Genomic DNA, 15,379 nt, shown 5'->3' with positions numbered 1-15,379 from the left:
TACTCACACATATTATTTTATAGTTATGGCTAAATCGAAGTTATACCTTGTTGATGATCATCAAATTTTTAGAGAAGGATTAAGAAACCTAATTGAAATAGAGGGTATTGGAGAGGTTGTTGGAGAATCTAATAATGGAAAGGATTTTATAGATAAAATTGAGCATATAGATGTAGATCTGGTATTAATGGATATTTCGATGCCTGTTATGAATGGTATTGAGGCTACAAAACTTGCCATAGAGAAGAATCCCGAACTTAAAGTGATGGCATTATCTATGAATGGAGATGAGGATTATTATTATAAAATGATTGAGGCTGGTGTTAAAGGATTTCTTTTAAAAGATAGTGGGATTAAAGAAATTGAACGTGCTATATTAACTGTAATTGAAGGAGATTCATATTTTTCCAATGAACTACTGCGAAGAATAATTTCAAACCTGGCAAAACCTTCGGATAAAAAGACTGAAGCAGATAGTCTTTTAAGTGGAAGAGAGAAAGAGGTTTTGATTGAAATATGCAACGGATTAACTAACGATGAAATTGCCGAAAAACTATTTATTAGCGCACAAACTGTAAAAGGTCATAGAAGCAACTTATTGAGTAAAACAAATTGTAGAAATAGCGCAAGTTTAGTAATGTATGCAATTAAAAATAAGATTGTAGAGTTGTAGTACCAACCTTTATCTTTAAACTATGAAAGAAAAAATGCAGGTTGTATGGACCCGCCAAATGCAGCAAATAAAGAAGCTTACATCCAGTTCAGTTGTATTTATGGTGGAGCTAATGGATACAGAGGCAAGTATTGTTGCATCAACAGATCATAGTGGTTACGAATATGATGTAAATAGATTAATAAAAACTACAGATTTTGGCCTACAGAAAATAGCAGAGGAGGGATCGCTGGCTAACTTTGAAGGAGACTTAAAGTTTAATCTAAAATCGTCGTTAACAATTGCAATCAAGAGTGGTAAAGATAATATATGGGGAGCTATTGTATTATTAAGTGATCAAGATGAAGCATATACCTATGAAATAATCCAGGATGTAGTTGTTTTTGCACAAGCTATAAGTGATAGCATTAAGTTATATGGTATAGAACATTGTACAGGAGATAATTTAGATTCCCAAGCTAATTCCTCTTTAAATTTCTTTCTTAAATCTATAAGCGGTATACCATGGCGTATTGATTTTGAAACCCGAAGATTTATCCATATTGGAGCACAGGCCAAAAATGTTATTGGTTATGATATTAAAGATTGGCCCTCTGTTAGAGAATGGAGTAAATCGATTCATGAAGAAGACAGAGAAAAGGTACTTCAGTACTGCTATAATATGAGTCTGAAAGGCATTGATCATACTTTGGAATATCGAATTCCGCAAAAAGGTGGTGATCATATTTGGGTGAAAAATATTGTAAAAGTTATAAAGGATAAAAATGATAAACCAGTTGAGTTGTTTGGAGTAATGATGAATATTACACATACCAAACAAAGTGAACTTAATTTATCTGCTCTGAATAATCAGTTAAAGTATATACTAAATGCCACCAATACAGCTTTAAGTATTATTGATGAAAACTGTATTATCGTTTTTCATAGTCATGAGGATAGTTCTTTAATTAGTAAATCTTGTTATGAGTATTTTGCTGGAAGAAGTAGTATATGTCCACATTGCCCCATTAATAGTGCAGTTAGAGAAAAGAGAACTTATGTCGAAACTATAGATGATCGGACTTATCAAATAACATCTTTCCCATTTGAAGTGAATATTGATACCTGGCACGTTGCAGAAATAAGAATTGATATAACAGACAGGGTTTCACAGGAAAATGAGATATTAGCGCTTAAGGATACTTTGGAGTTTGCAATGGCTGCCGCAAATATAGGTTTCTTTCAATATGATATTGTCAATCAAAAGGTCAACTCGAATAATGTTGTTAGAGAATTAACAGGATATGATCTCAGCGGAAATAAGGTTGACTTAGAATGGGTTATTTCAAGATTTCATCCGGATGATCAAAAGAATATATTAGATGTTTTACAACCAGGAGCTGCAGAACATCTTGATTTTGAATGTAGGATTTTGAATGCTAAAAATGAATATATCTGGATTAGTTTTTCTGGACAAATCTTAGAGTTTGATACAAATAATAGACCTGTAAGAGTTTCGGGAGTCATTAAAGACATAACTGCAACAAAAGATCTTCTATATGATTTAATGCTTGAAAGAAACCGAAGTTTAAGAGCTAGTGCTGCAAAATCAACATTCCTGGCTAATATGTCACACGAAATTCGGACTCCAATGAATGCAATAATTGGATTTACTGAGTTGCTTGGAAAACATGTGATTGAGCCTCCGTTTGATGGATATCTGAAATCTATTAAATCCAGTGGAAAAGTTCTGTTGGATTTGATTAACGATTTATTGGACTTTGAAAAGATTGAAGCTGGTAAAATGGTGATGCATAATGAAAATGTTGACTTTAGGCTGTTGGTAAATGAAATAAAACAAACGTTTTTAGTATTAGCAAGAGAGAAAGATGTAGAATTAATAATAAAAGGTGCTGATTATTTTCCAAAGTCAATATTTATTGATGGGTTGAAACTCCGACAGATTCTTTTAAATCTGGTAAATAATGCCCTTAAATTTACTAATGAAGGTAGTGTTACTATTCAATACGACTTTTCAATTCATGAAGGTAGTGGAAGCGGAATTTTGTCTTTTGCAGTTACAGATACTGGAATAGGCGTGCCAAGTGAGAAAAAGAAGAAGATTTTTGAACCTTTTATTCAAGAAAAAAATCAAAATGAAAATAAGTATCAGGGAACAGGATTAGGTTTATCAATAGTGCAAAATATTGTTCATAAAATGGGTGGAAGCATTTCCTTGATTAGTGAGTTAGGAAAAGGAAGTAGCTTTGCTGTTTCTATTCCAGATATAAAATCTTCAGCGATTCATGAAGATGAAATTGAATTAGAATATACAGAAAGTCAGAATTATTTATTTAACAATGAGCTAATTCTTATAGCAGATCCTATAGAATTTAATAGAGAGGTATTAAGAGCAATTTGTAAGAACTTAGGCTTTAGATGTATTTGTGCTTCGGATGGAAATAAAGTTTTAGATGTTTTATCAGAAGAAGTTGATTTGGTAATTCTGGATCTTGAGATCAATGAAAAGTACCAATTCCAGACTATAAAAGAAATTAGAGACAGAAAATCTGTTTTATCCTTACCTGTTATTGCAATATCTGCCCGTAATAAAGAAGTTTTTAAAGAAAAAGCATTAAAAGCAGGATTTTCAGGTTATGTATCAAAGCCCATTATAGAAAAAGATCTGGTTGAAGAACTTTCAAAGTATTTTACTCCGGTTAGCATTGGTATTGAAAACTACGAAGAATATAATGATACAAATGATTTTAAAGAAGGAGATTTATTCATCGTTAAAAGTCAGTTTCAGGAAAAGATTATTCCTATATGGCAGGATTTGAATGAAATGCTTTCGTCTGAAAAGTTAAATTTGTTTGTAGAGGAGTTACAGGAATTACAGGAAAAAGTATCATGGACTGATTTAAATGCATTTAATAAAAAATTAGATGCATCAATAAAATCATTTGATTTTGAGACAATTCAAAAGTTAATTCGTAATTTCAATACTTTTATTCAAAATCTTGATCTTAAATAACACATTAATCCAAGCTAGAAGAAATTTAGAAATATGAGTAACAAAGTTCTTGTCGTTGACGATAATCCTAAAAACTTGCAGGTTGTAGCTGCTTTACTTACTGAGAATAATTATGTTGTAGAGGTTGCGTTAAATGGAAAAACTGCGCTGAAGTGGTTAGAAAATACTCCATTTGATGCTATATTGTTGGACGTTATGATGCCTGAAATGGATGGTTTTACAACATGTGAGTTAATTAAAAAGAATAATGCTTGTGTAAATATTCCAATAATATTTTTAACGGCGCGCCATGATATTGAGAGTATTACAGATGGTTTTTCAAAAGGAGGTGTCGATTATATTACTAAACCATTTAATCAGCAAGAGTTATTAGTAAGATTAAAAACTCATATTGAACTCAAAGAATCAAGAGAAAAACTTTTAGATTTAAATGGCTGGCTTCAATCTGAGGTACAAAAAAAGACTGAAGAGTTAATAGTTGCCAATAAGAACCTTATTAAAGCCTATGAAGAACTTAAAATGTTAGATAAGGCTAAAAATGATTTTCTTAATACGATTAGTCATGAATTAAGAACTCCTTTAAATGGAATTGTAGGATCGATAAATTTGCTGAACTCCTTTGATCATGATACTCAGGTTAGCGAAATATTAGCTTTATTGGAAACCTCTGTAAATAATTTGGAGAAGTATTCTTATGCAGCCTTACAGATCTCTAATCTTCAGCTTAAAGGTGAATCCCAGCTAAGTAGTAATGATGTTGATTTAATTCCGTTTGTTAAATCTCAGGTAAATACAATTCATTCCAAATGTCAAAAGAAGAATTTAAACTTAACATTTAAAATTAATATCCCGGAAGCTAACGTAAATATAGATCAGGCTCTAATGAGTACTGCAATTGTATCTTTATTAGAGAGTACACTGATTTATACTAATGAGGGAGAAATTAAAGTAGAAATATCAGTTAATAATGATCATGCAATAATTGAGATTGTTGATACAGGTAGTTTATATGCAGGTACCGAGTTGAAACACTTTTTCAATTCTGTAAAAAACCAAAACTATCAATTTGAGCGTAATCATGCTATTGAATTGTATTTGGCACGTATTATAATTTTACTTCATAATGGTGAATTAGAGTTGAGTAATCGCTCAGACTCAAAAGGAGCAATTACTATAATAAAATTACCATTAGTGAATTAAAAAGAGTTATACAATCTAGATTCAGTTTTGTTGAACTTTGTTTGATGTAAATGATAAAAGAAATATACAGAAATAAACTTGTTTGGATTGTTATCTTTATTCAAGTTGCTTTTACCTATCAGGTATGGGCTTCAAATACAGATAGAGTACTGTTAATAAGTTCCTATAATTCCAGTTTTCCAACCTATTTTCAGCAAATAGAAGGAATAAAATCTGTTCTTGATTCTTTGGAAATTCAGTTAGATATAGAATCCTTGGACTCCAAACGATTTAATGATTCAATTATATATAAACTGAATGGCCAGTTACTATCACATAAGTTAAGTAAAGGTTTAAAGTATAAGGCGATTATAGTTAGTGACGATAATGCATTAGACTTTATTTTACAAAGACAAGAGAGACTATTTAAGGGCGTCCCAATTGTTTTTTTAGGGGTTAATGATATTAATAAAGCTATAATTCAAAATCAAAATCCATTAATTACAGGTGTAGGAGAAATGGTTTCTATGGAAGAAACCATTAATGTAATGCTTAAGCTATTTCCTGAAAAAAAACAGCTGTATGTTATTTCTGATGCAACTAAAACCGGTAAGGTTGATTTAGAAAATTTTACAGATGTTATTAAAAAATATGAAGGGGTCGAGGTTTTTACAGTTTCATTAGAGAATTTTTCCTTCGAAGAAATGGGATATGTATTACAACAAGTTGATGAAGAAGTTCCTGTATTATTACTTTCAGCCTTGCAAGATAAGAATGGAAATACTATGGATTTCTACTCTAGCTTAAAATTAGTAAAGGCTCATTTAAAATCACCTTTATTTCATCTGTTTCAGCATGGCATGGGACGAGGTATTTTAGGCGGTAAATTAGTTTCTCACTATGAGCAGGGAAAGAGTGCTGCTATTATTGTCTCAAGGTTGTTATATGGTGAGGATATCAGTAATATTAAAGTTCAGTACGAGAGTCTTAATCATTATGAATTTGATTATTACGAACTAGAAAAGTATAATGTTGATAAAAGTCTGTTACCTTCAACAAGTGTTATTATAAATATGCCTGATAATGTTTTTTATAAATATCGAAAAACAATCATTTTAATCTTATGTTTTTTATTAGTGCAATTAGCAATTATTGTTCTGTTAATTATCAATGTTAGACGAAAAAGAAAGGCCCAGAAAGATCTTGTTGATCAGGTTAGTGAGTATCAATCTCTTAACGAGGAATATGTAAGTTTAAACGAACAGTATCAATCTATTAATGAAGAGTTAAATACTAAGAATAATGATTTACTGGCTGCGGAGGAAGAACTTAGAGCAAACCTTGAAGAACTAGCAGAAAGCAATCGAGCATTTGAAATTAGCGAAGAGCGATTTAAACTTGCTGCTGAAGCATCAAATAATGGAGTTTGGGATTGGAACTTAATTACTAATGAAGTTTATTTTTCACCTGTATGGAAACAAATATTAGGTTATGAAGATGATGAATTACTTAATGTATTCGAAACCTGGAAAGATAATATGTATGAGGAAGATGTTAATGAGGCACTAGCTCATATAGATAAGTATATTAAAGGTGAAAGTGTCATTTACAGGACAGAATTCAGAATGAAGCATAAAAATGGAAAACTGAAAAATATTTTGTCCCAGGGGTTAATGATGCGTGATAGTAACGGTAAAGCTTATCGGATGATAGGTTCGCATGAAGATTTGACGTCCAGATATCATTATGAAGAAAATCTTAAAGCTCAGATTGAGGAAAATCTATCACTTTATGAAGAATATAAAACTATTAGTGAGGAGTTAATTCTAAAAAACGAAGCTTTAATTAAGTCGGAAGATATAGTAAAGAGAAATTATAAAGCTCTGGAAGAGAAAACCCAACAACTAATTGAAAGTGAGGAAAAGTATCGTCTGTTATTTAATAATATAAACGAAGCATTTGCTTTGCATGAAATTATTACTGATGATAATGATAATCCAACTGATTTTATTTATCGAGATGTTAATCCCGTTTTTCTGAAAAATGTTGGGCTTAGATATGAAGATTTAGTAGGTAAGAAAGCTACAGAACTATTTCCCGGAATTAAATTGACTTGGATTGACAGGTATGGAAAGGTAGCTTTAACAGGGCAATCAGATTATTTTCTAGATCATTCTTCAAAGTTAGGTAAATCTTATGATGTACATGTTTTTTGCCCTAAAACAGGATTTTTTGGAGCTATATTTAAGGATGTAACAGAAACATTAAAGGCCGAGAAAGAATTAATGGCCGAACGGGAAAGAATTAGTTATGTGCTTGAAGGAACAAAAGCTGGAACCTGGGACTGGGATATTGAAAAGGATGAGATTGTAATTAATGAGCGTTGGGCAAACATTATTGGATATAAAAAAGACGAAGTAGGGATCTTGTCTTATCGTGAATGGATGAAATCACTACATGAAGATGACATTATTAGAATTAGTTCAACATTAGGTAAGGTGTTTAGCCGTGAAATTGATTACTATGATGTTGAGTATAGGCAAAAGCATAAAAATGGAAATTATTTGTGGTTACATGCCCGGGGTGATATCATGGAATGGACAGGATTGGGTAAGCCTTTAAGGATGTGTGGAATACATCTTGATATAACCTCAAGAAAAGAAGCCGAGTTAAAGGTTATTGAAAGTGAAAAACGCTTTAAAACCATTTTCGATAAGAGTAGAACGATCATGGTTTTAGTTAATCCTGCAACTCTACAAATTGTTGATGTAAATGATTCTGCCATATTGTTTTATGGTTATACAAAGGAGGAGTTTCTGAAATTAACAGGTCTTGATATTGCAGTATTGAGTTTTGATGAACTGAGAGTTAAGATAAGAGTAGCACTTGAAAAAGGGAAAAACTATTTTAGTACAAAGCATAAATTAAAGTCTGGTGAAATCCGAAATGTTGATATTTATTTAAGCCTTATTGATGTTGATCACAAAAAGATGCTTCATATAATTATTATTGATACAACTAAAGCAGTTGAGGCAGAATATCAATTACGTAAAGTAAACCAAAGATTTATAGGTTTGGAAAACATCATACACTATTCTGCAAACTCTATCAACGATTTGCTTGATTTTACCTTAAAACAGGTGATTGACTATACACAAAGTGATACTGGAGCTGTATATCATTATGATGAGGACAAAAATTTATTTGTTCTGAATAATTTTTCCAATGATGTTAGATTATCACTTACGTTTGATAGTGGAAATAATATAAATAATTTGGATTGTTTAAGTAGAGCTGTGCGTTTAAAGGAAGCTGTTATTATTAATGATCCTAAGTCGAGTTATCCTTTTATTAAAGAAGAAACTGCAGATAAATTTGGAGCTTATAAATCCATTGCAATCCCTGTATTAGAAAATGATAAGGTTGTTTCTATCTTCTGGTTAGGAAGTAAAACAAATCAATATTCTAAGTTTCATGTTGAGCAGGTTATGCTGCTTCTTGAAACTGCATGGATTTTAGTTGAGCGCCAAAGATTACAAGATCAGAATAAATTAGTTTAAGTTGTTAGTCTTCTTCTTGTAATACTAATACTGCTTTATTAAAGTCTGCAGCAGCATTAATTACATTTTTAAAACCTTCAAATTCTTCGGGCTTAACCATGATGTTTTTATAGTATTCCTTTATTCTGACAGAATAAATATCACCATTATAAACATAATCAGAAACAAACCCGTAAATACTATCCTGAACAATACTCATTTTTGTAACTTCAGGATTAATTATTTTATATCCTTCCGGTACATGAAAAGTGATTTCTCGAATGTACATTCGGTTCCAATCGTTTTCTGCATTTGAAGTCCTGTTTTCTTCAAAATACATTTCTGTTTGTGGACCTATGCTTTCCCCAATATTAAATAGTATTTTATTACCTGCATTTTCAAGAAAGGCATCTGTAGATAAATCGGAGTAAATGATAAATTCTGAGTTTTTTATGGGCTCTTTATCACTCGTTTCCCTTATTTCTAAAGCATTATATATTGGATTTGGAGCTTTTGTTGATGTAATTTGCTTTAAAGTATTTTGCTTTTGCTCTGCATCCATTAATCCAATAAAGTTACTGATATATCCTCCGCTTAGTCCATTCAATCCTCTTTCTGTTTTAATTTTAGTAGTATTGTTATCAATGTCAAGTTGAATATCTATAACCATATTGTCATAATTCAATGTATCTGGAGTTGGTTCAATATACTTTATTTTACCTATAGCGGATTCAAAATCGCCAATCTTTACAGGAACAATAAAAAGCCCATCCGTGGCAGTCAGGGCACTATTAACTGTACCTAGTCTATAGGCATGGATAGAAGGATCCAGGTAAGTGTCATCTTTAGGGAAGTAGATGAGGTACTTATCCAGAAAATTCCAACTCTGGAAATCAGCATCAAATTTCACATCGTCTCTTTCTGAAGTTAAAACCAGGTTATGTTCAATGCCTAGTTGCTTTAGCATGTTGGCATATAGTTTTACATCACCTCGTGTACCTGCTACCTTATTTTCATAAATAAATTCAAGGTCTGATAATTCGGGGGCATTAAAATCTTCCACATAGATATTGGTTTTGATGAATTGCTCCAATGATTTTATCTTGGCAATTTCGGATGTTGTATCAATATTGGCAAGTTGAATCCATTTATCAATTATCTCATTATAATCGCCAAGATACATAGTTTCGTAAACACGAATTGCTGCATCATCCCATGTAAGACGTTGGGCTTTATTAATTGCTGTATTGTAGTTTAACCGGTATTCAATACGTTGTTTTCTTGGTTCTAAATACGAGAACTTTTCATTTTTTATGGATGGAATATCCTTTTGTTCACATTTAAATGAGTTGTGATTTTCATCTAATTCAGAAAGAGAGGCATTGGGAAATCCATTGTATCCTTTAACATCGTAAATTAAGTTTTTAGGACTGATAATTTCAAAGGTTGCTAATTGTAAAGGAAATGAATATTGAAAAAATGTTCGACCAAAATTAGAGCCTTCCATTTTTCGTATCACCATATATTCTACGTCATCTCCTTTTTCAATCCCGTCAATGGCAAATATTTTATAGCTATTGTGGCTATCTTCATCCTTTATCTCTTTGATGTTGTTTTTATCAAACTCAATGGTTTTTCCATTAGGTTTAATAGTTCTTGCCTTTATATCAATCAATTCAATTACATTATTAAGGCTAACTGATATTTTATTGAACTGATCTATGGCATCATCGTTATTTAATCGAAACTTTTTATGAAGTGTATGAATCATCTGTAATTCTCCATCATCAGCATATTCATACTCATATTTCTCATGAAAGAATATGCCAATTACATTTTCATCTTTATTTTCTGTTGCAATAGTTGAAAACACAGGTTTTGCAGACCAGGAATAATTAGTCTGAGAATATATATTTGCAGATAATAATAGGCTAATAAGTATGATTACATTTTTCATTGGTATTTAATTTCATGTGAAACTTACGCGAGTTTACGGCTTTATAATCCCAGTTTCAGATCATTTAGGTAATCGCGTTGCATGGTTTTATGTTTATTTCAAATTAATAGTTCAATTATTGTTCGTTTATTTTCTTAAGAACAATTGTTCTTCTATAATTTTTATTCAATGCATTAATCATGTTGTTCCATTCCGGAATTTTATCTTCTAATAAAGTAAAGAAGTTTAAGATGTACTCTTTTTCTAAAATTATAGCATTTTCTTCTTTACGATAGGTGAGATTAAAGCTAAATTCCTTATTGGTATATGCTCCATCTTTGGGAATATACGTAACCTCATATCCTTCGGGAATGATTAATCGTGTAACAAATTTTTGTGTACAATAAAAGTCATTTTGCATTGGTGTTATGGTACCCAAAGTATCAATTAACATACCCTGATAGACCTTGTCAAGGTTTAGATTAATATAAATCTCATCCTTATAGGATTTTAAATAATCATTTATTTCAAAACTATAATCCACATTTGCAGGAACATCGTATTCAAATAAATGAGATGTTGTTTGCGTGGTAACTTTATACTTGTTATTCCCCTTGTTAAATATTCGGGAATATGTTTTTATATAATTATCAGGTTTTACACCATCCATAGTGTAAGCAAGTTCAACTTTATTAAAACCTTTGTACTCAACTTTTCCTTCACCTTGTATCAGATTATCCTTCATTTGTATGGTTACTGAATCAGTTATAACACTATAACTTGCTGGTGAAACTGGTACATTCAGAATTTTAAATTCATCAGGTCCCTTGCCTATTAATATTTGTTTTCCCTGAATGTGATATGGATAAACACCGTAATCAAGATATTTAAAAGTACCATCAAGAATGATCAGTGAATCATTTACAAATTGAGTAGCGATCATATGGTTGTCGACCGAGGGTAGCGTAAGTTCACTATATTTATAAGGAATATGTCTGGTTCCAACCCAGGTTAAATAAGTTGGTAAACCAGCTATATCCATCATTGTTTTTATAAGACTCGACATTCCTTTACAATCACCATATCGTTTATTAAAAACCTCAGATGCTTCAGCGGGTATAAAGCCAGCATAGCCTTGTTCATAGGCAACATATTTAATGTTTTGGTGAATCCAGTAATAAATAGCTTTGGCTTTGTCTATCTCATTTAGTCCTTCAGTAATTTCCTTTACCTTATTTATTAACTCTGCAGGTATTTCCTTATTAATGTCTTTTACAAAATCGTAATAAAAATTGTAAAGTAATTCTGGTGTGCCAAAATATTCTGTAATACTCTTCTTTATATTGGTCTGTTTAATATAGAACTCAATATGTGGGCTAAAGTAATTAATGCCAAAATAGTTACCTGAAGCATAATGGTATGGGGCAACATCTTTGGTTTCCCATTCGTGATAAATGTACTTGCCTTTTTTATAGGTTTTATAGGATATAGGTGTAACTTTTTCATTAAACAATTTAAAACCAAGGTCAACATCTTTATGAACTTTTATTACAACTTTAGCATTTTCAACAGGCAAGAATGATTGAAGATAACAACTTCTAAGAAATCGGGGATTTTTATAGTTAATGGTATATTTTAAAAATGTTTTTGCACCCTTTTGTAATGAAGGATATGAAAATTGTATTGTTTTTGAATCGTCATAAAATATACTTCCATCAGTGCTATTGGTTTCTTGAAATTGATCCACTTTATACTTTTCATAACTATTTTCTTTAGGAATCATTGAAAAAGCTTCAATATCAGATATTGAAGTAAAAGCATTAGAAAATATGTAGTCTTTTGTAAAAGCCTTTGAGTTCTGATTTGTTATTAAAACTTCTTTTGTGTTTGTTTGAGTAATTACCAATGAGTCATCTGCAATATCAATAAGATAGGTGTATTTAAGCTGGGATATTACTCCATGGTAATTGTTATATTTTTCGTTTGATTCAGAGAATACATTATTACATATGAATGTGAGAAAAATAAACAGATAAATTATTTTGTGTATGGAATTATTATAGCTCATTTGCGAATTGTTTTATTATGATTTGAAGTTGATAATTTTAAGATTGCATGTAAGGATTATTTCTTTATCAACTTTCCCTTTTTATACAATTCTTCTTTTGCTAAAACTCCATTATCATTATAATATTTCCATATACCTGATTTCTTTCCATCAATATAAATGCCTTCCTCTTTTTTCTCTGCATTTGCATAAAAATAACACCATTCGCCATCATTATTTCCTTCCTTATTCTTGTTGCCAATGGAATATACTTTTCCATTATCATAGTAATCAAAAATATATTTTTTAGGTTCGCCAATAATATTGGCCATACGACTTCTTTTTATGTTTACCAATCTTCTTCCTGCTTCATAAAAAGCGTCGAGTTCTTTTTCGTGTTTTTCATTATATTTTGATACTACTTCCTGGCCTGTTGACCTTAATAAAGTATACAAGAATGGGTTTAGATGATTTCCTTCGTTTATGGCCTTAAAAAATGGGAAGTACATTTGTACCCAAAAATCTTCTTCGTCAGATTTATAAGGAAGAACTTCCATGAGCATTTTTGTTTGCTTTACTAATGAAGCATTAAAATCTATAGAAAGAGGAAATCTGGATGTTAATACAATCTTAGCTCTAATGTAATGATCAATTTCATCAAATAGACTATTGTTATCTATGGGATCAATGAAATTACCTTGAGTAGTATCAATATAATTGTTTGATAGATTTTCTATAAAGATCAAGATAGGATTGCTCCGGTTGCTTGCCGGCTCAAGTGCTAAAAATGTTTCTAATGATAACATTGCTCTGGTGTACTGTTTTTGTCTTGCTGCCAGTTTGCCTAATTGCATATGGCTGGATGCATGATATGGATTGCACCTTAAAGCCTCTTGAAAGCATTTTTGAGCGTTACTAAATTGTTCTGTCTTTAAATATGAAATGCCTAAATTGTAATGAAGTAAGTATTCGTAAGGATACTCTTTTATGGCTTGTTGATAGGTTTCAATAGATTTTGGAGTATTATCAGTGTACTCGTAAATAGTTCCTTTGGTTCTTAATAAATGACATCGCATATTGCTTTTTTCAACCAGTCCTTTTTCTACAGTGATAGAAGCACTATCAAATTTTTCCATCGCCAGGTATGTCATGGCCATTTCTGCAAGCATCCAATGATAGTTTGAGTCATTTTCAGAGACCATTTTGTAGGATTCTATGGCTTCAGCAAACTTTTGCTCATCGTAAAGATCGTTGCCTTTTTGAATATATTCTTTGGATGTTTCTTGCGAAAAGATTGAGGTTGTAAATAATACAACCAAGTTTAACAGGACTAGATATTTATATTGCATTATGTATGGTTTGAACGTAATTCTGATTTTGAAAAATAGTAACAATTTAGGGCTTTAGCAAAAGCGAAAGAAACAAACCGTTATAAATACTATTCTTTTTTTCAATCACGGACTTTTCAAACAATAATACTGATGTAATTGGTTGTATAATTAACTATTTCTCTTTTTTCGAGCTAACTGAATACCTCCAAATCCTGAAATAATAGAAATGTAAAAACCAAAATCATACCACCAACCTGTATTGTTAATTTCGTAGATGGAGATAGATTTATTAAAAATGCTTAGAATTAATGAAAAAGGGGCAATCCAACCATGCCAAATTCCAGAAAAGAATCCAGCAGGTTCTGCAGGATTATAGCTTCCACCTCCAGGTATACAAGAGCTTAAAAAGAAAAATATGAAAATAATAATGCAGGTGAGTTTAAGATATTTCATATTGAGAGTAATTATTGGATAAAATGTTTTGAACCAACAATTTAATAAAAAAGGATGACTATGTAAAAAGCCATCCTTTTAAATTATTTTTTATTTTGCAGATTATAAATTATCCAGCAATATACTTTGCAATCCAATCACCTACTTCAGATGTTTTGTAAGCGTTTTCTTTATTAATATCCTCAGTTACAATACCTTCTTCTATAGATTTATTAACAGCTTCACGAACAAGTTTAGCCTCTTCTAATAAATCAAGAGATTCTAATAACATAGCCGCTGATAGAATTGTTGCAACAGGGTTTGCAATATCTTTACCTGCAGCTTGTGGGTATGAACCATGAATAGGTTCAAATACTGAAGTGTGTGTTCCTACTGATGCAGATGGCAATAAACCTAAAGAACCTGTAATAACAGATGCTTCATCACTAATAATATCACCAAACATATTTTCTGTTACCATCACATCAAATTTCTTTGGCCATTGAATCAACTGCATAGCAGCATTATCAACAAACATATAATCCACAGCAATGTCTTTATAATCAGGCTCCATTTCTTGAGCTGTTTCTCTCCATAAACGAGAAGTAGCTAAAACATTAGCTTTATCAACAACAGTTAAGCGTTTGTCCCTTTTCTCAGCATATGAAAATGCTAACTTAAGGATTCTTTCAATTTCTTCTTTAGTGTAAACACAGTTGTCAAAAGCTTTTGTTAAATCCTCTGAACGACCTTTGTCACCAAAATAGATACCACCTGTTAATTCTCTAACAACTACTAAATCAGCTCCTTCAACGATATCTAATCGTAAAGGACTTTTATCTAATAACGAAGGGAATGTAGTAACTGGACGGATATTTGCGTAAAGACCTAATTTTTTACGCATTGCTAATAATCCTTGTTCCGGACGAACTTTTGCTTTTGGATCATTATCAAATTTTGGATCACCAATGGCACCAAATAACACAGCATCTGAATTCATACAGATTTCGTGTGTTTCATCTGGATAAGGATTTCCAACCTGATCAATTGCACAAGCTCCAACTAAAGCTGATGTATATTCAACTTCATGGTTAAATTTAGTAGCAACAGCATCAATTGCTTTTTGTGCTTGAGCTACGATTTCCGGACCAATTCCGTCTCCGGCTAATACAGCAATATTCAATTTCATTTTATTTTGCTTTAGATAAAAGAATTAGGAAAGTGATGTA

Annotated in this window: 9 protein-coding genes; 4 read left to right on the top strand and 5 right to left on the bottom strand. The window is 31.3% G+C overall.

Annotated features, from left to right (window positions below; all coding sequences use genetic code 11):
* Positions 1-25 precede the first annotated feature (25 nt).
* The 4 genes from OM075_RS01225 to OM075_RS01210 are packed head-to-tail and all read left to right on the top strand — an operon-like array spanning position 26 to position 8,425.
* The gene (locus OM075_RS01225; RefSeq protein ID WP_301188634.1) at positions 26-673 is read left to right on the top strand and encodes a response regulator transcription factor; all 648 of its coding nucleotides are present in this window, start codon (positions 26-28) and stop codon (positions 671-673) included.
* Between the two features lie 22 nt (positions 674-695).
* Positions 696-3,686: a hybrid sensor histidine kinase/response regulator gene (locus tag OM075_RS01220; protein WP_301188633.1), complete on the top strand. Its 2,991-nt coding sequence runs from the start codon at positions 696-698 to the stop codon at positions 3,684-3,686.
* Positions 3,687-3,719: 33 nt separating this feature from the next.
* Positions 3,720-4,886 carry a hybrid sensor histidine kinase/response regulator gene (locus OM075_RS01215; RefSeq protein ID WP_301188632.1) on the top strand — a complete coding sequence of 389 codons (1,167 nt, stop codon included), beginning with the start codon at positions 3,720-3,722 and terminating at the stop codon, positions 4,884-4,886.
* A gap of 50 nt (positions 4,887-4,936) precedes the next feature.
* A complete protein-coding gene (locus OM075_RS01210; protein ID WP_301188631.1) occupies positions 4,937-8,425 on the top strand; it encodes an ABC transporter substrate binding protein in 3,489 nt (1,162 codons plus the stop codon).
* Between the two features lie 4 nt (positions 8,426-8,429).
* On the opposite strand, the gene OM075_RS01205 is transcribed toward OM075_RS01210, so the two are convergent.
* The 5 genes from OM075_RS01205 to leuB all read right to left on the bottom strand — a co-directional run bounded on the left by OM075_RS01205 (position 8,430) and on the right by leuB (position 15,339).
* Complete coding sequence (locus OM075_RS01205; protein ID WP_301188630.1) at positions 8,430-10,361, bottom strand: DUF3857 domain-containing protein; 1,932 nt, start codon at positions 10,359-10,361, stop codon at positions 8,430-8,432.
* Between the two features lie 115 nt (positions 10,362-10,476).
* A complete protein-coding gene (locus OM075_RS01200) occupies positions 10,477-12,408 on the bottom strand; it encodes a transglutaminase family protein (protein WP_301188629.1) in 1,932 nt (643 codons plus the stop codon).
* 56 nt (positions 12,409-12,464) lie between these two features.
* A complete protein-coding gene (locus OM075_RS01195) occupies positions 12,465-13,736 on the bottom strand; it encodes a tetratricopeptide repeat protein (protein WP_301188628.1) in 1,272 nt (423 codons plus the stop codon).
* Between the two features lie 150 nt (positions 13,737-13,886).
* Positions 13,887-14,171 (bottom strand): hypothetical protein, encoded by a 285-nt coding sequence (locus OM075_RS01190; protein WP_301188627.1) that lies wholly within the window; start codon positions 14,169-14,171, stop codon positions 13,887-13,889.
* Between the two features lie 109 nt (positions 14,172-14,280).
* The gene (leuB, locus tag OM075_RS01185) at positions 14,281-15,339 is read right to left on the bottom strand and encodes a 3-isopropylmalate dehydrogenase (protein WP_301188626.1); all 1,059 of its coding nucleotides are present in this window, start codon (positions 15,337-15,339) and stop codon (positions 14,281-14,283) included.
* Positions 15,340-15,379: the final 40 nt, after the last annotated feature.

Origin of the sequence: Plebeiibacterium sediminum (genome assembly GCF_026013605.1) — a bacterium.
GTDB classification, from domain to species: Bacteria; Bacteroidota; Bacteroidia; order Bacteroidales; family Marinilabiliaceae; genus Saccharicrinis; species Saccharicrinis sediminus.
The sequence above is the reverse complement of the archived record's forward strand: the minus strand, read 5'-3'. Positions and strand labels throughout refer to the sequence as shown.